Below are 23,292 nucleotides of genomic sequence, written 5' to 3'. Positions count from 1 at the left end.
TCCTCCTAGTTATCATAGTAAACCCATTTCTTGGAAGTAGCGAACAAGATCAGGGTCATAATCATAATGATGACAAACAGGATCCACGACGTGGCGCAGGCGTATCCCATCTTGAAGTATTTAAACGCATCCGTATACAGCTTCATCCCCAGGACATAGGTGGCCTTGTTGGGACCTCCGTTGGTCACGACAAATGCCGATGTAAAGTTTTGAAGCGCCGTAATCAGCTGCATGATAATGTTAAAGAACGCGATGGAGGTGATCATCGGCAGCGTGATCTTGAAAAAAATCCTTACCTTGGAAGCTCCATCGATTCTGGCCGCCTCATAGAGCGACTGCGGAACCTGCTTAAGTGCGGATAAGAACAGAACCATGGAAGAGCCGAACTGCCAGATCTCCAGCATACAGATGGTTGTCAGGGCCATCTCCGGCTTTCCCAGCCACTTGACCGGCGCGATATGAATCACGCCCAGCAGGCTGTTGATGAAGCCGTCATTCATGAACAGCACCTTCCAGAGGATGGCGACCGCCACAGAGCCGCTTAACAGCGACGGAATATAATATACGGTCCTGATAAAGTTAATTCCCTTCAGTTCCCGGTTTAAGATCATGGCGATGATCAGCGCCAGCACCACCTTGCCGGGGACGGTGATAAACGTATATTTTAAGGTAACGGTTAAGGAATTCCAGAATTCCTTGTCCTTCGTAAACAGCCGCACGTAATTGTCCAGGCCTACAAACTCGGGTTTATGAAAAATATCGTAGCTCGTAAAAGAGTAAAACAGCGAACTCACAAACGGATACAGCTGAAATACCAGGAACCCGAAAATCCAGATACATACATAAAGAAATCCAATCCGGTTCCTCTTGGTCCAGCCGCCGTGGCTCGGCTTCGATTTCATACTCACATTAGCCATAATAAGCTCCTCCTGCCTTTTAAAACGGCCCGGAATCTTTCATATCCGGGCCGCACTGATTTAGAGCGTGTTTGAAAATTTATTCTGGTCTTAATTCAAACCGCTTAAGTAATCGTTGATCAGATCGATGGCGTTGTCCGCCGCTTCCTCCGGCGTACTCTGGCCATAGGCGACGCTCTCGATCATGTCTTCCTGAATCGCATAGACCTCTGCGCTTGTGGTGTAGCCCTTATCGCTCCTGCCGTTTAATCCCGCGGCCAGATCGACAGCTTCCACTACGGTTGCATTTAACAGGCCTTTCTCCGCGCAGAGTGCCCGCGCCGTCTTAGTAGGAGGTACGGATCTCACATCCTTCAGCGTCTCCTGAGCCTGTGCGTCGTTGTAGAAGTAATCCATGAACTTCACGGCCTCTTCCACATGCTCGGAATTCTTGTTTACGGTCATATACTGAGGCGTATCTGCGAAATAGCCGTCGCTTACCCGGTCCTCGGCCATCGGCATCTGAACCACGCTGCATTTCGTTTCAGGGATTGCATCCATTAAAAGGCTGATGCTGGAGGATGGTCCATAGGCAAATACAAACTTGCCGTCGATCCATTTCGGATTGGTGTGAATCTGTCCCTTAAAGGTCGCACTGTCCTCGGCCGCCTCAAAGACGCCGCCGTCGTAGCAGTCCTTGATATACTGAAGCACTTCCACCAGCTGTTCTTTCGTAAAGCTGATCTTCTTTTCACTGTCAATAATAAAGGATTCTCCCGTTATCTGGCGCAGATACGGTCTTAAGACGTACTCACACAGAATCTTGGTATCCACATTCATGAAATAATAATCCGGGTTCTGAGCGTGAAGGGCCTTTCCCTCCTCGAGCATGGAATCCCAGGTAATCTGCTTTGTCAGATCTACGCCGCAGGCTTCTGCCGCGGCGGTATTGGCAACGGTAGCCAGACAGGACATACCGGTGGGAAGCGCTAAGAGCTTTCCGTCAAATGTGCCGAACTGGCTGATAAAGGTCTCATCAAACCCGGTCGGATCGAATAATTCCGGATAATCCTTGAAATCCACGAAGAAATCGCCTCTCGAGATGAAATCCGGGAGAGAGTCCACATTCTGCTGGAGGATATCAGGCGCCGTACCGTTGGCCAGCATGGTGGATACCTTGTCGATATATCCCTGATCGGAGTTCATCTCCGCCTCGATCTTAACCTCCGGATGCAGCTTCTCATATTGGTCAATGACGGCCAGAGTCGCCTCATTTCTGGCGTCGCCGCCCCACCACATGAAACGCAGGGTGATCTGGTCTCCGGAAGCATTTTCCGTCGTCTTCTCCGCTGCCTTCCCGGTCGTCGTTTCCCCCTCCGGTGCATTCGATGCGGCCGGTGCCGGTTCATTGGTACAGGCCGTCAGTGCCGACGCTGCCATCAGTCCTGTCATAAACAGACAGGCAAGTTTCTTTCCTTTTCTCATATCTGTTACCTCCGTTTGTTGTCAACTGTACCGTTGACTGATTATCCATAGGTTTGTGAAATACCTCACCAAGTGCTCATAGTATACCGGATTTTTCAGGAAGAGAGAAGAAACTTCAAATATGGAATCGTATCATTTCTTACAAAGATGCGGAAAAAAGTATCATTTATTATGATATTTCTTCATTTTTATGGAAGTATGGTTTTATTGAAAAAATACAGATGCTTTTTCTCTTTCTTTTCTATATAATAACAATCAGAAACCATACAATCAGAGAAAGGGGGTACTTCCTATGTATCAGGTAATCATCGTCGATGATGAAGCCAAGATCCGCAACGGCATTGCCGGGCTGTTTCCGTGGAGCCAGCTGGGCTTTGAGATCGCCGGCTGTTTTTCCAACGGCAAAGCCGCTTACGAATACACGCTTGCCAACCATGTGGACCTGATTCTGTCCGACATCCGCATGCCCATCATGGATGGCCTGGAGCTTTCCGAAAAGCTTCTGGAAAAAAAGGACATTAAAATCATCTTCTTCAGCGGCTACCAGGACTTCGAGTATGTTCGCCGGGCCCTGCGCACCGGGGTTGTTGACTATCTGTTAAAGCCTGTAAAATACGATGATCTGGTGGACTGCCTGACCCGCATCCGGGACCGCTTAAACCGTGAGACCCACGCCGCTCCGGCCCGGGAGGAGGAGAATCTAAGCTACTACGAAAAGATAATCAGCCTGGTTAAGAATTATCTGGATACCGACTATCAAAACGCCACTCTCGAACAGGCGGCGCGGCTTGTAAACTTAAGCCCCAACTACTTATCGAGAATTATGAAGGAACACTCTGACGTCAATTTTTCCGACTACCTTTTAAAGACCCGCATGGAAAATGCTGCGAGGATGCTGAAGGACATCGGCTACAAGCAGTATGAAATCGCCGATCGGGTGGGCTACGACAATCCCAAGAACTTTTCCAGGGCCTTTCACCAGTATTTCCACATGACGCCTTCGCAGTATCGGAAAAGCAACGGCGCAGATCATGATTACGGGGGGATATCATGAGAAAACGCAACTTTATCAAACGTTTTTTATACTATACGGGAATCATCACCATTCCCATTATCACGCTGTTCTTTATCTTCATGGCCGTCATCGTGTACCGCAAACAGCAGGACATCGAGACCGAGGCCGTCAAATCGGCCCAGGCCGTGAGGGACAACTACTCTCTCGTGCTGGACAGCGCCGCAACCCAATACGACCTTCTGGCCCGGAATCCCAGGATGTCCATCTCCCTGCGCAATTACATTTCCCATAAACAGATCGGCTATCTGGATGTGATACTCACCAACAGTATCCTTTCCAACTTCGCCTCCCTCACCAGCCACGCCTCCTACATCGCCTCCGTCTATTACTATCTCGACGGCTACGACTCTCTCCTTACCTCCTATACGGGAGGCATCACCCAGCTGTCCCAGTTCTCTGATTTGAACTGGCTTCCTTCCTATGTGGAATCAGAGCGGAACGAGTGGGTGGAAAAGCGGAATATGCATTTATATTCCTACACCAATCCGATTCCGGTGCTGACCTACTATAAAAAACTCAGCATGTTCCGCGGTGTCGTCATGGTAAATATCTACGAAGACCAGTTAAAGCAGATGCTGGGGGGCGGCTCCAGCCTGGATCAGTTTTTTATCATTGACGCGGATGGCAGCTTCCTTCTTCAGGGCAGAGGGACCACGGAGCCGGACCAGGAAGCGAAGGACGCCCTCATTTCCGCGGTACGCGCCGCCTCGGGAACACCATTTCAGGACTGGATCTCCTTTGACCACACCAAATACTTCGTGCGGATCGTTCCTGCGGACTGCGGCACCTATATCGCCGCCTGTACCAGCCGATCCAGCTATTATCAGGCGCTTTACACACTCCTTTTTCAGCTTTTCATCGTGCTGGCCGTCATCATCTGCACCGTGGTCTGGATCGCATACACCATCACGAAGAAGAACTTTCAGCAGATTGATTACTTCGTCACGGTATTTTCTGATGCAGAACGGGGAACCTATAAGAATGAAAAGCCGGCGTTTATCAAGGATGAGTACGATCTCATTCTGAATAACATCGTACAGCTCTTCATCCGTCAGACATTTCTAAAGAACCAGCTGGCCCTTAAGGAACAGGAGCAGAAGCTGGCGGAGATGACGGCCCTGCAGCTGCAGATCAACCCGCATTTTCTCTTTAACACGCTGCAGACTCTGGATTTCAAGGCTCTGGAATATATGCAGAAGCCGACGGCCCTCAACAGAATCATCGAGGCACTGTCGGATATTCTCAAATACTCTCTCCAGAACACGGCCTCCATGGTCACACTGAAGGACGAGATCGAATACCTGAAGAAATACGATCACATCCAGCGGTACCGCTACGAGGATAAATACATTCTGTACTACGACTATGACGAGGAACTGGAAAACACGCCGATCATCCGGCTTATTCTTCAGCCCCTCATTGAAAACAGCCTGTATCACGGCATCAAACCATTGGAGGGCTCCGGCTTTATCAAGCTTAAGATCACGGAGAAAGCAGAGTGGCTGACTGTTACCGTCATCGATACCGGCGTGGGAATGAATCAGGCCGAAACCGCGGCGCTTTACGAGAAGATCAGCCACCCGGGAAATGAAAGCATCGGTCTTGCCAATGTGAACAGCAGACTGGTCATGCAGTACGGCGAGGAATCCAGGCTGAAGATACTGAGCAAAAAGAATATGGGGACCTGCATTTCCTTCCGGATTCCATTTTTCCGGTCTTTATAAAATCTTTATACTCAGAATGCGAAACCTTCCTTGTGTTTTTTCTATTTTGCAATATAATAGTACTATTACTATTCAATATTTCTCAAAAGGGAGTTTCGCATGAAAAAAAAGACTAAATTACTCTTAAACCTTGCTCTGACTCTGTTTTTCCTGATTATGATCATTGTCAAGGGCCCCAACTTAAATCCGCTGTATTCGGATGGCGCATTCGCCTGGTGTTTTATATTCAGCTCCTACGTCGTCTTAAATTTCCTGATTGGTCTGGGCGGAATCCGTGTTACTACGGATCAGTCCTCCCACATGTCCGTCAGCGTGGACAAGAACGTCAAGGGAATTAAAACAGGAATTACGCTGCTGATCATTTTCTGGCTGCTGTATTTTGCAGTCACGGTCCTCTCCATGCCTCTGTTTAATTATAAGGCGTACCGCGACCAGTTAGGGCAGCCCGAGATCTCGGAGTTCACTGAGACGGTACAGCCGCTGGCCCTTAACCAGCTTCCGGTGGTGGACAAGGCGCTGGCCAGGGAACTGGCCGATAAGAAGGTCGGCGAGAATCCGGGACTGGGCAGCCAGGTCGTACTGGGTACTCCTGTCATTCAGAAGGTCAATGGAAAACTGGTGTGGGTTGTTCCGCTGGAGCACTCCGGCTTCTTCAAATGGTTAAAGAATCTGGACGGTTCCGCCGGATATATCGTCGTATCCGCAACCGATGTAAGCGATGTGGATCTGGTGACGGATCACAAGATCAAGTATCAGGAGAACGCCTACCTGCTGGACGATCTAAACCGCCATGTGCGCCTATTTGAGGGCGGACTCTTCCGGGGTATGACGGATTACTCCTTCGAGCTGGATGACGACGGCGTTCCCTACTGGGTAATCACTACCTATAAGAACCGCTGGCTGTTCAGTCTTCCGGAGGCAAGCGGTGTGGCGATTGTAAACGCCTCCACTGGTGAAACCAATTACTACGGTGTGGATGATCTGCCGGAATGGGTAGACCGCGTTCAGCCGGAAGAGTTTATCATGCAGCAGATTCAGAATCAGGGTGCCTATGTTCACGGTATCTTCAACTTCTCCAACCAGGATAAGTTCCGTACCAGCCAGGGCAACATCATCGTATACAACGGCTCCGACTGCTACCTCTTCACAGGACTCACCAGCGTGGGCTCCGATGAATCCGCCATCGGATTTATCATGGTGGACATGGTAACGAAGGAACCGAAGATGTACCAGATGAGCGGTGCCACCGAGATGGCGGCCCAGCAGTCCGCCCAGGGTAAGGTTCAGCAGTATGGCTATTCCGCTTCCTTCCCGATGATCATCAATCTGGACGGAAAAGCCACGTACTTCATGACGCTGAAGGACAGAGCCGGTCTGATCAAGCAGTACGCTTTCGTCTCCGTATCCAACTATACGAATGTCGGAACCGGAGAGACCATCGACAGCGCGCTCCGTAATTTCCGGCAGGTTATGGGAAGCAGCAATGACGGCATCATCACAGGGCAGAATGCAAAGGAAGCCGAAGGAAAGGTCTACCGGATCGCCAGTGAGGCATTAGGTGAGAGCATCACCTACAAGCTGATCCTGAAGGAGAAACCGGATCAGATCTTTACCATTTCCTACGATCTGAGCAATGAACTGGCCCTCACAGAGCCGGGTGACCGCGTAAAGATCAACTATATGGCGAGCGGTACCGGAATCTGTATTGCCACCGCGTTCGACAATCTGGAGTTTAAGCAGATATCCGACGATGAATCAACGGCTCCAGCTGAGAGCAGCGAGGCCGCAGAATCAGAAAGCAGTGCAGAATAAAGTTATATGGATGCGAAAGAGGGTGTCGCAAAATCATCAAAATAGATGATTGAGCGGCACCCTCTTTTCTGTTTTTAGGCTGCAGAAAAGGTGCTGCTGGAGCGACCGCACTCCAGCGCGGGAGTCCGGCGAGCCAGACTCTTTATTTATTCCATTTTATCGGTCCTGCATCTCCCTGCCGCCCAGCCACGTCATCCCAAGAATCAGCGCGGCTCCGACCATCTGCGGTACGCTCATGGTCTCTCTGAGAATCACCGCGGATAAGAGTATCGCGGTCACCGGATCGATATAGCTTAGGACCGCTACCGTCTGCGCCGGCAGCTTCTTCATCCCCGAAAAATACAGAAGGTATCCTACTCCGGTATGGACAATCCCGACAAATGCCAGCAGGCCCCAGGATACCGCCGGAACGGACGCCCAGACCGCAGAGAACGATTCTGCAGCGGTCAGCACCGTATAGGGAAGCAGAATGACAGCCGCCACGCCCAGCTGTGCAGCGGTCGTCTCCAGACCGGTCAGGCCCTTCATAAATTTGTTAAGTATCATGACGCCGGCATAGAGGACCGCGGCCATCAGGCCGAAGAATATGCCGAGAAGGCCATTTTCACCGTTCTCCAGAAAGAGTACATTGGATACCAGGAACATTCCGATGACCGCTCCTACCGCACAGCACAGCTTTTTCTTTGTCAGCTTCTCCCCCAGCACAATGGGCGACACAAGGATCACGAACACCGGGGCAAAATAGTAGCTGAGCGTCGCACACGACACCGTCGTATATCGGTAGGCCTCAAACAGAAAAATCCAGTTAAAACCGATTGCCGCTCCCGAAAGCACCAGCACCAGCCAGTTGCCCTTAATCGCTCTCCAGTTGACCGGCTGTTTCATCAGGCAGCCGGCTGTAACCAGAAAGAGGCAGCCGATCACGCCCCGCACCAGGGCAATCACACTGGAGGGGAGCGCAATCCCCCGCACAAACAGGCCAATGCTTCCAAACATCAGCATGGCCACGATCACATTCACTTTTGCTTTCATACTTTAACCCATTCCTTTGTTAAACTACGATTAACTTTAGTTGTTTTTCCCGGGAATGTCAACCTCTTTTCAAACAAAGACAGGCGCCACTCCGAATTAACGGCCGTGGCGCCTGTTACTCTCTTATCACTTCAGTCTCCTGCATTGCATGAATATCACAGTGAAAGTGCAATGCTGCACTGGCTCTGTATGCCGCTTAGATCAGCTTCAGCTTCTTCATGGCATACTCAATTCCATCATCCTCCACATTCTTTGTAAAGAACGTGGCATATGGCTCCAGCTCCACATCATGGTGTCCCATGAGAATACAGTTCTTCGCATGTTCAAACATCGGAAGGTCATTGGTGCTGTCACCGAACACGTAAGCGTCCTCAAGTGCCATTCCGTACTTCTCCAGAACCACATCGATGGCAGTCGCCTTGGAATAATCCGCCGGAACGCATTCATAGAACCCGTCTCCGCGGTCTATGATGTTATATTCCAGCCCCAGTGCCCTTGAAAATCCGGCCAGATCGCTCTGCTCATCTGCGAATACGCAGAACTTATCGAAGTCATAGCAGTCATCTTCCCAGGTATAAGGCGCTCCATGGCCGTCTCTCTCGACATTATCCCGAATCTGTTCCAGCTGGGTAAATCTGGTTCTGTCTTTTCTGAAATAGCAGTACTCTGTGCCTTCCAAAATTCCTCCCAGATTATATTTTATAATGTCCTTCTTAATCTGCAGGCCGCGCTCATGAGGAATGGTAAAGGAAAACAGCACCTCGTCATCCACAATCACCCTTGTGCCGCATCCGCAGCAGTAGCCGTCCACTTCAACCAGGCCCTTGATCGGACCGATCAGGCTGTATGTACGGCCGGAATTGATAAATACCAGATGCCCATTGGCCCGCGCTTTCGCAACCGCACGCTTGGCACTCTCCGGTACATTCCGGTTCACTTCAGAAAGAAGTGTCCCATCTATATCAAAAAATAATGCTTTTCTGTTGCTCGTCATTCATCACCCCGAAAACGGATACTGCCCGTTTTTTCATCCATGCTTTCTACGATTGCAAGGGATTCGACACGGATTCCATCCGCACGCAGACGGTCTCCTCCAGGCTGAAAGCCTTTCTCAATCACGATTCCTGCACCGACTAACTCCGCTCCCGAATCCTTCACAACGGCTGCCAGACCCTCTAAAGCCTTGCCGTTAGCCAGGAAATCGTCGATCAGCAGAACCTTGTCTCCAGCGCCTAAAAATTCTTTGGCAACCATGATATCATAGACTTTACCATGTGTAAAAGATTCCACCTTGGTGGTGTAGACATCTCCGGCGATATTCTTCGTCTTGGATTTCTTCGCAAATACTACCGGAACATCAAAATACTGGGCAACGATACATGCGATGCCGATTCCGGATGCCTCAATTGTAAGGATCTTATTGATGCTGACATCGGAAAAACGTCTCTTAAACTCCTTTCCGATCTCTTCGAACAGCTTAATATCCATCTGATGGTTTAAAAAGCTGTCTACCTTCAATACATCGCCGGATTTAATCTTTCCGTCTTTCCGTATCCTGTCCTTTAAAAGCTGCATAAAGGTTCCCCCTACTCGTAAAATTTTTTTATTTGATTACAGCATTATCAACTAAAAATTTCATGGTCTTGGTAGAAATCAGATAGTCGTCCACATTATAAGCTCCGGCTGACTCAATCATCTGATCTTTACTCTCGTATCCCATCTCAGTTGCAAGATTATCACGATCTTCGTCAGATACGGTAATGCCTTCCTGATCCGCGATCGCATGGAATACCAGTCTCTGCTCAACCGCAGACTTTGCAATATTCTTTACGTAGTTCTCCTTAAATGTCTCCTCATCCACACCGTAGAACGCGGATGTAAATGTGTTTAAATCGATTCCGTACATCGAAGCCTGATTGGTATAATTAAGCAGATAGTTATTGAAGTTCGCATCAACTGCTTCCTGCGTCGTCTCGATCTGGCAGTTTTCAACGACTGCTTTCAGGATATCATTCTCAACAGCTGCCTGCGCCTGACCTTCCTTCTGCTCCAGAAGAGTCTGCTTTTTGCTTTCCTTATACTCGTCAACCGTCTTGAAATCAGATACTTCCTGAACGAACGCTTCGTCTAATTCCGGCATATTCTTTTCCTGTACATTGTTGACGGTCACCTTGAATACAACCGCCTGACCAGCTAAATCAGCATTGCCGTAGTTTTCCGGGAATGTTAAGTCGAGTGTCACCTCGTCGCCCTTTTTGGCGCCGATCAGCCCGCTCTCAAAGCCGTCAATAAACTGGCCGGAACCAATCACAAGATCCTGTGCTTCCGCAGTGCCGCCGTCAAATGCCACGCCGTCCTTTGTTCCGACATAATCAATATTTACCTTATCTGTATCCTGAACGGCACGATCCACGTCATCATAGGTGGTCTTGCTTTCACGCTCTGATAATATTGCCGCATCCACTTCTTCATCAGATACTTCGACTGGTGTCTTGGTCACTTCAATTCCCTTATATTCTCCGAGTGTAACGGTACCGTTATCAATTCCGGATAAATCCATCAGCTCCAGCTGTTCAGACGCATCAGCCCCTGAACCGGCCTCCGTGGTCGTCTCTGTGGTAGTTTCCGCAGGTGTCGTCTCTTCTGCCGCCTTCTTGGAGCAGCCTGTCACAACTGCCGCCATAATAAGACCACAGGCAGCAACTTTTAAAAATTTTCTCATAATACGTTCCTTTTCCTTTAACCAGATTAATAAAAATATAAAATGCTTCCTGACAGTTATACCATATCGGAGCATGTAAAAAAAGCTTTTTACCGAAATTAACAAAAATTTCAGAATACGCAGCTGCCGTTTCCTGCCCTGCAGCCCCTTAGGAAGCTCTGTAAAAAGCCAGAAATGCTTTATATGTATTATACACATCCAGCTTGGATGCCAGCTCAAACGGAGAATGCATGGAAAGAATCGGCACGCCCAGATCGACTACGTCCACGTTCATATGAGCTACATACTGGGCGATCGTTCCGCCGCCGCCCACATCGACAGCGCCCAGCTCTCCGATCTGCCAGTACACGCCCTCCTGATCCATCATGGCGATAACCTTTGCCATCACTTCGGCGCTGGCGTCGTTGGAAGAGGACTTCCCACGGCTTCCCGTATATTTAGTCAATACGCAGCCCTTATTTAAATAGCATGAATTCCGCTCCTCATAGACATTCGGAAATGTGGGATCGTAAGCCGCATTCACATCGGAAGATAAGCAGATGGAATTCCTCAGTGCGCGTTTCACATCTGCGCCCTGTGTCTCAGCCAGTTCTTCTACATAATGGAGTACATAATCGGAGTTTAGTCCGGTATTTCCCACAGAACCGATCTCTTCCTTATCGGTAAGAATGGTTACAGTGGTATAGACCGGATTCTCTGTCTCAATCTCCGCCATCAGCGCTGTGTATGCACACACTCGGTCATCCTGTCCGTAAGCACCGATCATACTGCGGTCCAGACCTACGTCGCTGGCCTTATGAGCCGGAACCAGTTCTATCTCGGCACGGAAAAAATCAGCCTCAGTAATTCCATAACGTTCGTTTAACAGCTGAAGCGCCAGTAGCTTAACCGGCTCCTTGATCTTTGCTTCGTCCACATATGGAATCGAGCCAATAATTACATTCAGTTCTTCCCCCTTCAGTCCATCCTTTAAGGGGCGCATATTCTGCTCAGCCGCCAGATGCGGAAGCAGATCCGTCACACAAAAGACCGGATCGCCTTCCTGTTCCCCGATATTCACCTCTACAATCTCGCCGCTCTTCTTCACGATGACGCCGTGCATGGATAACGGGGTGGCCCCCCACTGATATTTGCGGATTCCACCATAATAATGAGTCTTAAAATACGCCAGATCACTTTTCTCATAGACAGGATTCGGTTTCAGATCAAGGCGTGGGGAGTCGATATGCGCTCCGTTTAAACGAAGCCCCTCTTCCACGGATTTGCTTCCGAACGTGGACGCTATCACCGATTTCTTCCGGTTTACCATATATACCTTGTCGCCTGCAGAATACTTCTTACCGGTTTCAAACGGCGCATAGCCTGCGGCTTCCAGCATCTTTACAGCTTCCTTTACGCACTCCCGCTCAGTCTTACCCTTATCCAGAAATGCCTTGTATCCTGCAGAGAAGGCTTCCGCAGCTTCACGCTGTTCCGGCGCCTCCTTCGCAATATTCGGGAATTCCCATGTTAATTCTTCTGCTAAAATTTCTCCCTTTGTCTTTTCCATTGTGTAAATAACCTCCATATTTATCTGTTTATTTTATTGTTTCCGATTCGCACCATAATCTCACAGAGAGCAGCTGCACCATATTTCAGAAAAGTTCACCGCTGTCAAGCACCAGGGTAAACGGTCCGTCATTTTCCAGATCTATCTTCATATGTGCGCCGAAGCTTCCATGCTCCACTGTCTGTACGCGTTCACGGCACCGGACAATCACATATTCGTACAGTTCTTCCGCCAGTTTCGGCCCTCCGGCCTTTATAAAGCTGGGCCGGTTGCCCTTTTTACAGTCCGCGTAAAGCGTAAACTGGCTTACCACCAGAAGCGCTCCGCCGACATCAGCCAGCGAAAGATTCGTCTTTCCATTCTCATCCTCAAAGATACGCAGTTTGCATATCTTATCCACCATCCGGTCCGCTGCCTGCTCCGTGTCCGTGTCTGAGACACCAAGAAGAAGCAGAAAACCTTTGCCGATGGCTCCAATTATTTCCCCGTCCACGGACACTGCCGCGCGGGAAACTCTCTGCAGTACAACCTTCATGCCAATAACTCCTGTCTATTGGTAACAGTTCAGACATCCACACTGTTACTTCTATTTTAATACAAGCCGGAGATATTCAAACAGCGTCTCCGTCGCCCTCTCCCGATAGACGATCTCTCTCGCCAGAACCGGGTAATCCGTGATGATGTTGTCAACTCCCAGCATCTTCATGCGCTCCATCTCGCTCTTGTTGTTCACCGTCCACGCATGGATCGCTTTTCCTTTTTCATGGGCGGCTTCCACCAGCTTACCGCTGACAAAGCTGGACCGTATGCTGATAAAATCCACATCATCATCGGAGTAATAATCGCCGTATGCAGCAGAAATAATATATCCGGTTCGTATATCCGGATCTAATTCCTTCACCCTGGACAGATAGGAGAGGCGTGTGGACGTTACCACACACTGTTCCTTCATCTGAAAATCCGAGATCAGCTCCACCACCTTATCCGGCAGGGGACTGTCCTTTCCCAGGTTCTTAATTTCAATATTCATCTTGACCCGGCCCTTGCAGAACTCCATAACATCTGCGAGCGTCGGAATCCGTTCTCCTTCAAACTCCTTGGAAAACCATTTCCCCACATCCAGATCCAGGAGATCTTCCAGGGTGTAGGAGCCGATGGTCCGGTTCACTCCCGCCACCCGTTTCAGCGTGGAATCATGCCCCAGAACCACCACGCCGTCGGCCGTCTCCTGCACATCGATCTCCACATAATCGGCCAGATTCTCCACTGCCAGTTCCATCGCGGCCATGGTGTTCTCCGGTGCTGATTTTGAGCTTCCGCGGTGCGCCGTGATCTGAATCTCCGTCAGGATATCGTCGGTGATGGCCGAACCATTTCTCACGAGATTGAAGAGGAAAAAGAGGCTGAGCGCCGCTGCCACAGCAACGCCCGCTCCCAGTATCCGCCCGCGGAATGATTTTCTGGAGGGATAGGAGAAATCCCACCGGGGCTCCCGGCTCAGACGGTTGCTGTACTGATAATACTGGACGCTGAGCGCCGCAAAATTCCCCAGGGCCAGGGCCATGCTGGCCAGGAAGATAAGCACCAGCTCGATCCGGTCTCCGACCGCCGGCAGAATCGCCAGCGCCAGGCGGTTATCCGTAAACAGGCTCATACCGACCGCCGCCACCAGGATACAGAAAATATAGATCACATGGAGCAAAACGATCAGTCCTGTGTAATATCCGCCCAGCAAAAATACGGTATTCGTCAGATGGCCCTTTAACAGCCTCCGGCTTCGCCTGTAGCCGTCCCGGAAGCTCTTCTGTTCGATCATACAGGTGTAAAAGGTATACAGCCCCGGTACAACGGCTAGGATGACCAGCACCACCGCCGCGCAGACCGCCAGGCGGCCGGCATTCTGCTTCATCAGCTCCGACATGACAAAATTCAGCGGCTTGACATGGGTCAGCACCCGGTAGATTAAATAGAGGTTGGAAATCCCATAATCGGCCAGAATCAGAAGCCCCAGCCGCCAGTTTTTCTTCTTAATCTCATCAGACAGCTTCGATAATCCGCCTAAAAAGATCTCTCCCACACTAAGCTTCCGGAAATACGCCGCCCCCTGAAACAGGGTCAGAAGACATCCGGTCTCAAGCGCGAGAAAGAGAATGCCGATGATACCGATCACAAGAATCATGACGATCGTCCCCGGCTTCAGCAGAAAATAACCGATATTGCCCGCAGTTAAATAGCTGTATCCTGCCATCTTTAAAGACCACTTTAACCCCTTATTAAGCAGAAAGAGATAAAGCGGCCCGGTGAGCAGGCGGTACAGGACTTCAAAAAGCAATGCATTCTTCTGATTAAATTTAAGAATCTGGCACGTTTCCTTCGTCAATGTCCTCATATACAACCTTCTTCTACAGGGTTATTATTTTCATTCCATAGCCTGTCGTTTCAATCCATATCCTGTTGTTTCAGTCCCCGCCTGATTTGCTAAAAAGCAGCCCGAACGGATGGAATCCGCTCTGGCTGCCCACATTCTACGGTAATTCTTCCTCTGCCACTTCCTCGTCATCGGGCATCTCCTGATCCTGCGTCCGCTGTGCCTCTGCAAGTTCCAAAATAGCCTGATTCAAGGAAAACATCTTTACATCCAGCATATTCACCACATCCGCACAGGCCTTCAACTCCTGCTGTAAATACGCCGGGGCATTTCCTTCAAATTTGTAATAGATCTTATGTTCCAGACTTGCCCAGAAGTCCATGGCAATCGTTCTGATCTGAATCTCCACCTTCGTATCGACAGGTCCGTCAGTCAGATAAATCGGAATCGTCACAACCATATGATAACTCTTATAGCCATTTGGCTTTGGATTCTTAATGTAATCTTTTACGTAGAGCACCGTAACATCGCTCTGTTTCGTTATCATCTCAGCGATCTGATAGATATCTGATGTAAAGGAACAGATAATCCTTATTCCCGCGATATCGCTTAACTTTTCCACCATGTTGTCGATCGTCACTTCAAATCCGTAGCGCTTCAGCTTCTTAACGATACTGTCCGGCGTCTTAAGACGGGACTTGATATGCTCAATCGGATTGTAATTGTAGATGTGCACGAACTCATTATTGAGTATCTCAATCTTTGTATTGATTTCCTTTAATGCCGAGTCATACAAAAACATCACAGATTTCCACTGGTCAACCTGGTTAAATGAATTGGGAATATTCATCTTCATTCCTCCCTTCCTCACCACGTGTCCGCATTCTAGTCAGTCCGGGCAGAGCCGCGTCAAAACGCCTCTGCCCGTTAGAATTAGTATACCATAGAAACCCGGCATTTTATATTCTTTTTCCTGACTTTCTAAAATTTTAATCCTTTTAACAGCGCGCCCAGGCCCGTAGTCACTTCTCCGTCGCCCTTGAAATCGAATCCTTCTAAATCGATTTCCTCTTCCGGTTCGAGGGCCTTCATGCTTAAGCTGATCTTGTTGTCTTTAATGGAGATAATTTTTACTTTTACCGTCTGGCCTTCCTTTAAGACAGCTCCCGGATGTTTGATTCTCTGGTTACTAATCTGTGAAATATGCAGAAGTCCGGATAAGCCGTTCTCCAGGTTTACAAATGCGCCATACTCTTTTAGTGTATCCACGGTTCCTTCCATGACGGCTCCCACTTCACACTTGGCGATCTTCTTATTCTTTTCTTCCTGAAGCTTCGCACGCGCAGGCTCCTTACCGGAAAGCACCAGTTTCTTTGCTTCCGGATCAGCGGTAATAACGGTGGCTTCTATGGTCTTTCCATTATATTCCTCTAAGTCCTCAACATATTCCGCCGCCAGCTTGGAAGCCGGAATAAATGCTCTGACGCCCTCCAGATACGCAACAGCTCCGCCTTTGACGATCTCCGCGATCTTAACGTTTACAATGGTGCGGTCGGCCAGCATCGCTGCAAACTTATCCCATAACATATTTTCGTTGGCTTCCTTCATGGATAGCTCGATATTGCCTTCCCCGTCGTCGGTGCTGATGACCGTGGCTGTAATCTCATCGCCAGGGTGGATCTCCGCCTGAAGCTGGAAATCAGGATCACCGTTGATGTTCTCCTTGTTGATCACGCCACCTGCGTAATATTTCAAGTCAACCAAAACCTGGTCTTCCGTCACGCCTGCTACAGTTCCGGTCAGGACATCGCCTTCTTTTACGCGCTTAAAGGAAGCTTCCAGCTCTTTGGCATAGTCTTCCATGGTTTCTACGCGGGCTTCTGGCTGGGGTTGTGCTGCCTCTGTTGGCGCTGCCTCTGCTGGCGTTGCCTCTGCTGACGCTGCTTCTACTGACTTGGACTCTGCTGACTCCGCTTCTGTTACCGGTTCAGCCGGTGCGTTTACCGCCTCTTCCTCCACAAGCACATCCTGCTCCAGAGTTACATTTTTTTCTTCACTCATGTTTCTCTCCTCCATTTATGTTATTATTTTATGTAAAATTTAATAATTTTCCTTTACAGTATACCATAAACAAAGGTTTCGTGGAAGCCCCGCTATTCCTTCAAATTTCTTAAATATTACTAAATTATTCTGTCTGGTGATTTAGCAAACGTATTTTATCCTCTTATTTTCTTAAAAAGAAAAACCCGGGAAGTTCAATTCTTCCCGGGGTGGACCCGTTTTCTCAAAAACCATCTCTGAGGATCACGAATCTGAATCTGGTAGCACAACCATAATGGAATGCATGCCGCAATCCACGCCAGCGGGCTAGCCATGCAGATTGCCATATATCCCCATTGGCCTGTGAGTGTAAAGGCAATAATGGTCCTTACAACCATCTCGGCCACGCCACACAACATAGGAAGGATTCCATTTCCAAGGCCCTGAAGGACGTTGCGGTACAGAAAAAGAAATGCCAGAAATACGAAATACCACGATATCGTGTGCAGATAAGTAGTCGCATACCCTAACACCTCTTCTGATGGATTGGATATAAACCACCTCACAATGCTTTCGCCGCACACAGCCGATATGAATACCGCGACCGATACAGCCCCCAGTACGATCATGTAAGACTGGCGCACGCCTTCCTTTACCCGGTCGAACCGGCCAGCGCCCATATTCTGTCCGCAATACGTCGCCATAGCCGCCCCCAGTGTAATCATAATCTGCGTAGATAAATTCTCGACTTTAGACGCGGCCGTATAGGAAGCCACCACAGTGGACCCAAAGTCATTGATAGCACTCTGAAGAATCATAACGCCAACCGCAGTAATCGAAAATTGCAGCGCCATCGGAAGACCCACACTGAACATCTGAACCACCGTATACCACCGGCACCGGAAATCCGATTTTTCCAACCGCAGCATCGGAAATTTTTTTAACATATAGATAAGACACAGCACCGCGGATACTCCCTGAGCGATTACCGTAGCCAGTCCGGCGCCGGCTACTCCCATATGGAATGTGATAACAAACAGCAGATCCAACACTACATTTAAAAGAGAGGACACAATCAGGAAATAGAGCGGCGTACGGCTGTCCCCAACACCTCTGAGAATGCAGGAAAGCACATTATAATAAAGCGTTGCCCCCAGACCGCCATAAATCATCATCAGGTATGAGGAGGCGCCTTCCATAATATTTTCAGGTGTTCTCATAAGCCTTAAAAGCGGTTCAGTCGTTACCATGGTCACTGCAGTTAAAACCACCATAACCGCTGCGCTGAGCATCAGCGCTACAGCGACGTAATTCCGCAGGCGTTTCTTGTCACCCGCTCCAAACGCCTGAGATATCATAACCCCAAATCCGCTGGCGATTCCATTACAGAAACCGATTACGAGGAACACCATGGAACCGGTGGAACCCACGGCCGCCAGTGCCTCCTCTCCAATAAACTGTCCCACAATAATGGAATCCACCATATTGTAAAACTGCTGAAAAATATTTCCGATCAGCAGCGGAATGGAAAACGCCAGAATCAGCTTCAGCGGCTTTCCCTGTGTCATATCCTTTGTCATCTTTACATGCTCCCTGTCTTGTTGCAATTCACGAGTCAATTTTACCAACTATATAATCTATCACAACTCTTCCCTGATTACCAGCGGTTTCTTCAGAAACGGGGGAATGAACAAAAATAGAGGAAGACCAGCCGGCAGACTGTACATTCTGCCGGGTGGTCTTCCTCCGTTGCTTGTTTCTTGGTTGCTTGTTTCTTTGTTACTTATTTCTTTGTTACTTGTTAAATGATCCTTAAATTACTTGTTTTCTTCTTTCTTCTTGTTGTTCAGCATTGTAAACGCCGCTAACAGGAATCCGGAAAGTATTGCTGCTAATCCTGCCTGAGCTCCTGCGCGATCGCCAGTCTTTGGAAGACCCGCTAACGGCACATTGCCATCATCAATTAGGATTAAGTTGTCTGTCGGGTTACCGTCAACCGGTGCATTTGCTAATGGTACTGCATCCGGATCGATTGTAACGGTAGGACCATCATCAGTTCCAGGACCATTCGGGACGTATGGTTTGTTGTTGTCTGGGGTGCTGCCACCACCGTTTCCACCATTATTATTAGAATTTCTACTAAATGTACCGGTTATTTCAATATCCTGAGCCGGCATCCTGAATGTGCCTGTTTTGTCCCAACCGCTAAAGGTGTAACCAGATTTTGTCGGATCAACTTTTACGGTTACTGGAGAATTGTATTCATAGGTCTCTGCGCTTCCGTAAAGTTCTCCATCAACCTTATAAGTTACCGTATAACTGTTAATACTGTAACTCCCTTCAATCACTACATTTTCAGCCGGCATATTAAATCCGCTTTCACGATTCCAGCCACTAAATGTATATCCTTCTTTTCGGGGCTCTGATCTCAAGGATACTGGCGCTCCAAATTCATAGCTTTCTGTATCCCCAACTACCTCTCCGTCAATTTTGTATACAACCGTATAGTTATTGACATTAAAACTGCCTTCAATTACTACGTTTCTAGCTGGCATCGTAAATCCATCCGTCTGATTCCAACCACTAAATGTGTGGCCATCCTTTTCAGGGTCTTTTCTCAGGGTTACAGGAGTTCCATATTTGTACATCTCTTTTTCTCCGTAATCCTTACCATCTACTAAATACGTCACGATATACTCATTAACATCAAAGTTTCCTTCAATCACTACGTTTTCAGCCGGCATAATGAAATCCTCTGTTCTGTTCCAGCCGCCAAACATATGGCCTTCTTTTATTGGCTCAGATCTCAATTTAACCGCTGTACCGTATTCGTAAGTCTCAACCTCTCCAGTGATTTCACCATCAACTTTATAGGTTACCGTATAACTGTTGACATGGAAGCTTCCTTCAATTACTACATTCTCTGCTGGCATTGTAAATCCTGTTTCCTGGCTCCAGTGACTGAACGTATAGCCTTCTTTTAAAGGCTCCTCTCTCAGTATTACTTCTCTGCCATACTCATAAGTCTCTACTGCCCCGCTTACTTCTCCGTCAACTTTATACGTCACTGTATAACTGTTAACACTAAAGGTTCCTTCAATTACCACATTCTCTGCTGGCATTGTAAAGTCTCCTTCACGATCCCAACCGCTGAATGTATAGCCTTTCTCTTTTGGTACTTCTCTCATAGTAACCGGGCTTCCGTACTCATAGGTTTCGATCTCTCCGTACTGACTTCCATCTACCTTATACGTTACTGTGTAGCTGTTAATGCTGAAGCTTCCTTCAATTACTACATCCTTAGCCGGCATCTTGAATTCATCGTTTTGATTCCAGTGGCTGAATGTATAACCTTCTTTTGTCGGTTCGGATTTCAGCTGGACCAAAGCACCATACTCATGGCTCTCTGTCTCCCCATACTGTTCTCCATCTACCTTATATGTCACTGTATAGCTGTTAATCTTGTAAGAGCCTTCAATTACAACATCTTCCGCAGGCATCTTAAATTCGGTTGTCTGACTCCAGCCACTAAATGTATAACCCTCCATTTTCGGCTCTTCTCTCAGAGTTACCGTGCTGCCGTACTCATAGGTTTCGTTCTCTCCATACTGAGTTCCATCGACCTTATATGTTACTGTGTAGCTGTTAATACTGAAGTTTCCTTCAATTACTACATCCTTAGCCGGCATGGTGAACTCTGCATTCTGATTCCAGTGGCTGAATGTATAACCTTCTTTTGTCGGTTCAGATTTCAGCTGGACTAATTCGCCATACGCATGGGTTTCTGGTTCTCCATACTGCTCTCCATCCACCTTATATGTTACTGTATAGCTGTTAATCTTATAAGAACCTTCAATTACAACATTTCTAGCAGGCATTATAAAGCCAGTTGCGGGATTCCAACCACTAAATGTATATCCTTCTTTTTCTGGATTGTCTCTCAGGATTACCGGTGTTCCATATTTGTATGTTTCTTTTTCTCCATAATCCTTGCCGTCTACTAAATATGTTACGGTATACTCGTTAACATCAAAGTTTCCTTCAATTATCACATTTTCAGCCGGCATAGTGAAATCTTCAGTTCTGTTCCAGCCGCCAAACTTATGACCTTCTTTTGTTGGTTCGGATCTTAAATTAACTACTGTACCGTAATTGTAAGTCTCTACCTCACCAGATATCTCTCCATCGACCTTATAGGTAACTGTATAACTGTTGATAAGGAAGTTTCCTTCAATTACCATATTCTTTGCAGGCATTGTAAATCCAGTGTCCTGGCTCCAGTGGCTGAACGTATAACCTTCTTTTACAGGCTCGCCTCTTAGTGTTACTTCGGCACCATACTCATAGGTCTCTACTTCACCACTTACTTCTCCATCAACTTTATACGTTACTGTATAGCTGTTGATCTGATAGGTACCTTCGATAACTACATCATCAGCAGGCATCTTAAAGTTATCTTCGTGATCCCAACCACTAAATGTATAACCTTCCTTCTTTGGCTCTTCTCTCAGTACTACTGCACTTCCATACTCATAGGTTTCTGTACTGCCATACTGGCTTCCATCCACCTTATATGTTACTGTGTAGCTGTTAATCTTAAAGTTTCCTTCGATTACAACATCTTTCGCCGGCATACTAAATTCACTGCTGCGATTCCAATGGCTAAATGTATAACCCTCTTTTGTTGGTTCGGATCTCAGCTGAACTAATTCATTAAACTCATATGTCTCCTGTTCTCCAAACTGCTCTCCATCAACTTTATACGTCACAGTATAGCTGTTGATCTGATAGGAGCCTTCTATCACTACATCTTCAGCCGGCATATTAAATCCAGCCTCATAACTCCAGCCATTAAATGTATAACCTTCTTTAGACGGCTTCTCTCTCAGCGTTACTGCTTCACCGTACTTATAGGTCTCTGGTTCACCAATTTGCTCTCCATTTACCTTATACGTTACGGTGTAGCTGTTTACTATAAAGCTACCTTTAATTTTAACATCCTTAGCTGGCATTGCAAATTCATTACTATGATCCCAACCACTGAAAGTATATCCTTCCTTCGTTGGATTCTCCTGTAATGTTACTAATTCGCCATATTTATAAACCTCTTCCATTCCATATGGCGTTCCATCTACCTCATAAGTTACCTTGTAACTGTTAATGTTAAATGATCCCTTTACTACTACATCCTCTGCTGGCATTGTAAATCTGTCATCATGATCCCAGCCGCTAAATGTATAGCCCTCCTTCTGAGGTGCTTCTTTCAGCTTTACCTGCGATCCATAAGAGTACGTTTCTATTGAATCATAAAACTTACCATCAACAAAGTATGTTACAGTATATTCATTCACCTTAAAGCTTCCTTCAATCACTACATTTTCAGCCGGCATATTAAATCCAGTTTCAGAACTCCAACCGCCGAATGTATAGCCCTCTTTTTGAGGTTCCAGCCTCAGCTCTACAGGTGCATTGTACTCATAGGTCTCAATGTCACCATAAAGTTCACCATCGACCTTATATGTTACCGTATAACTATTAATACTGTAATGGCCTTCAATTTCCACATTTTCAGCTGGCATATTAAATCCGCTTTCACGATCCCAGCCGCTAAATGTATAGCCCTCTTTCTGAGGTTCTGTTCTCAAGGACACTGGCGCTCCAAATTCATAACTTTCTGTATCCCCAACTACCTCTCCGTCAACTTTATATACAACCGTATAGCTATTGATGCTAAAGCTGCCTTCAATTACTACGTTTTTAGCTGGCATTACAAATCCGTCTGTCTGATTCCAGCCACTAAATGTATGGCCTTCTTTTTCAGGATCTTTTCTCAGGGTTACAGGAGTTCCATATTTGTATGTTTCTTTTTCTCCATAATCCTTGCCATCTACTAAATACGTTACGGTATACTCGTTAACATCGAAGTTTCCTTCAATTACAACATTTTCAGCCGGCATAGTGAAATCTTCTGTTCTGTTCCAGCCGCCAAACTCATGACCCTCTTTTGATGGTTCGGATCTCAATTTAACCTCTGTACCATACTCGTAAGTCTCCACTTCTCCAGTTATTTCACCGTCAACTTTATAGGTAACAGTATAACTGTTGACATGGAAGCTTCCTTCAATTACTACATTCTCTGCAGGCATGTTAAATCCTGTCGTCCGACTCCAGTGGCTGAACGTATAGCCTTCTTTTACCGGCTCTTCTCTCAATGTTACATCTGCCCCATACTCATAGGACTCTGCTTCACCGCTTATCTCTCCGTCGACTTTATACGTCACCGTGTAGCTGTTGATTTTAAAGCTTCCTTCGATTACAATATCCTCTGCAGGCATTGTGAAATTCCCTTTGCGATTCCAGCCATTAAATGTGTAACCTTCCCGCTCTGGTTCTTCTCTCAGCGTTACTGCACTTCCGTATTCATAGGTTTCTGTACTGCCATACTGGACTCCATCTACCTTATACGTTATGGTATAGCTGTTAATCCCAAAGCTTCCTTCGATCTCAACATCTTTTGCAGGCATCAGGAAATCTTCACCGTAATTCCAGTGGCTAAATGTATAACCTTCCTTTGTCGGCTCGGATTTCA

Annotated in this window: 16 protein-coding genes; 3 read left to right on the top strand and 13 right to left on the bottom strand. The window is 47.5% G+C overall.

Going from position 1 to position 23,292, the window contains the following annotated elements:
- Positions 1-5: 5 nt before the first annotated feature.
- Both DFR60_RS10430 and DFR60_RS10425 read right to left on the bottom strand, forming a co-directional pair.
- A complete protein-coding gene (locus DFR60_RS10430; RefSeq protein WP_110322834.1) occupies positions 6-917 on the bottom strand; it encodes a carbohydrate ABC transporter permease in 912 nt (303 codons plus the stop codon).
- A 90-nt stretch (positions 918-1,007) separates the two neighbouring features.
- Complete coding sequence (locus DFR60_RS10425; RefSeq protein WP_110322833.1) at positions 1,008-2,381, bottom strand: ABC transporter substrate-binding protein; 1,374 nt, start codon at positions 2,379-2,381, stop codon at positions 1,008-1,010.
- A gap of 292 nt (positions 2,382-2,673) precedes the next feature.
- Here DFR60_RS10425 and DFR60_RS10420 point away from each other — a divergent pair, with 292 nt between their 5' ends.
- The 3 genes from DFR60_RS10420 (at position 2,674) to DFR60_RS10410 (ending at position 6,992) form a co-directional block, all read left to right on the top strand.
- Positions 2,674-3,435 carry a response regulator transcription factor gene (locus DFR60_RS10420; protein ID WP_002605202.1) on the top strand — a complete coding sequence of 254 codons (762 nt, stop codon included), beginning with the start codon at positions 2,674-2,676 and terminating at the stop codon, positions 3,433-3,435.
- A complete protein-coding gene (locus DFR60_RS10415; RefSeq protein ID WP_110322832.1) occupies positions 3,432-5,180 on the top strand; it encodes a sensor histidine kinase in 1,749 nt (582 codons plus the stop codon). The genes DFR60_RS10420 and DFR60_RS10415 overlap by 4 nt, the downstream gene beginning before the upstream one ends.
- 99 nt (positions 5,181-5,279) lie before the next feature.
- A complete protein-coding gene (locus DFR60_RS10410; protein WP_110322831.1) occupies positions 5,280-6,992 on the top strand; it encodes a hypothetical protein in 1,713 nt (570 codons plus the stop codon).
- A gap of 156 nt (positions 6,993-7,148) precedes the next feature.
- Here the strand turns inward: DFR60_RS10410 and DFR60_RS10405 are convergent, their stop codons facing one another.
- The 11 genes from DFR60_RS10405 to DFR60_RS30365 form a co-directional block, all read right to left on the bottom strand.
- On the bottom strand, positions 7,149-8,024 hold the full coding sequence (locus DFR60_RS10405) for a DMT family transporter (protein WP_110322830.1): 876 nt from the start codon (positions 8,022-8,024) through the stop codon (positions 7,149-7,151).
- A gap of 196 nt (positions 8,025-8,220) precedes the next feature.
- On the bottom strand, positions 8,221-9,018 hold the full coding sequence (locus DFR60_RS10400) for an HAD hydrolase family protein (RefSeq protein ID WP_110322829.1): 798 nt from the start codon (positions 9,016-9,018) through the stop codon (positions 8,221-8,223).
- A complete protein-coding gene (locus DFR60_RS10395; protein WP_002605207.1) occupies positions 9,015-9,599 on the bottom strand; it encodes a xanthine phosphoribosyltransferase in 585 nt (194 codons plus the stop codon). Before DFR60_RS10395 ends, DFR60_RS10400 begins: the two co-directional genes overlap by 4 nt.
- 28 nt (positions 9,600-9,627) lie before the next feature.
- Positions 9,628-10,746: a trigger factor gene (gene tig, locus DFR60_RS10390; RefSeq protein WP_110322867.1), complete on the bottom strand. Its 1,119-nt coding sequence runs from the start codon at positions 10,744-10,746 to the stop codon at positions 9,628-9,630.
- A gap of 148 nt (positions 10,747-10,894) precedes the next feature.
- Entirely contained in the window at positions 10,895-12,295 is a 1,401-nt protein-coding gene (locus DFR60_RS10385) for an aminopeptidase (protein ID WP_110322828.1), read from the bottom strand.
- An 85-nt stretch (positions 12,296-12,380) separates the two neighbouring features.
- On the bottom strand, positions 12,381-12,830 hold the full coding sequence (gene dtd, locus DFR60_RS10380) for a D-aminoacyl-tRNA deacylase (protein WP_110322827.1): 450 nt from the start codon (positions 12,828-12,830) through the stop codon (positions 12,381-12,383).
- A 51-nt stretch (positions 12,831-12,881) separates the two neighbouring features.
- Complete coding sequence (locus DFR60_RS10375; protein ID WP_110322826.1) at positions 12,882-14,684, bottom strand: glycerophosphodiester phosphodiesterase; 1,803 nt, start codon at positions 14,682-14,684, stop codon at positions 12,882-12,884.
- A 136-nt stretch (positions 14,685-14,820) separates the two neighbouring features.
- On the bottom strand, positions 14,821-15,513 hold the full coding sequence (locus tag DFR60_RS10370) for a GTP pyrophosphokinase (protein ID WP_002605212.1): 693 nt from the start codon (positions 15,511-15,513) through the stop codon (positions 14,821-14,823).
- 131 nt (positions 15,514-15,644) lie between these two features.
- A complete protein-coding gene (locus DFR60_RS10365) occupies positions 15,645-16,724 on the bottom strand; it encodes a S1 RNA-binding domain-containing protein (RefSeq protein ID WP_207659520.1) in 1,080 nt (359 codons plus the stop codon).
- Between the two features lie 194 nt (positions 16,725-16,918).
- The gene (locus DFR60_RS10360; protein ID WP_110322825.1) at positions 16,919-18,283 is read right to left on the bottom strand and encodes an MATE family efflux transporter; all 1,365 of its coding nucleotides are present in this window, start codon (positions 18,281-18,283) and stop codon (positions 16,919-16,921) included.
- A 237-nt stretch (positions 18,284-18,520) separates the two neighbouring features.
- A complete protein-coding gene (locus DFR60_RS30365; RefSeq protein ID WP_207659519.1) occupies positions 18,521-23,227 on the bottom strand; it encodes a doubled motif LPXTG anchor domain-containing protein in 4,707 nt (1,568 codons plus the stop codon).
- Positions 23,228-23,292 lie beyond the last annotated feature (65 nt).

Source organism: Hungatella effluvii, from assembly GCF_003201875.1.
Classification (GTDB): domain Bacteria; phylum Bacillota; class Clostridia; order Lachnospirales; family Lachnospiraceae; genus Hungatella; species Hungatella effluvii.
This window is presented reverse-complemented; position numbering and strand designations above follow the sequence as displayed.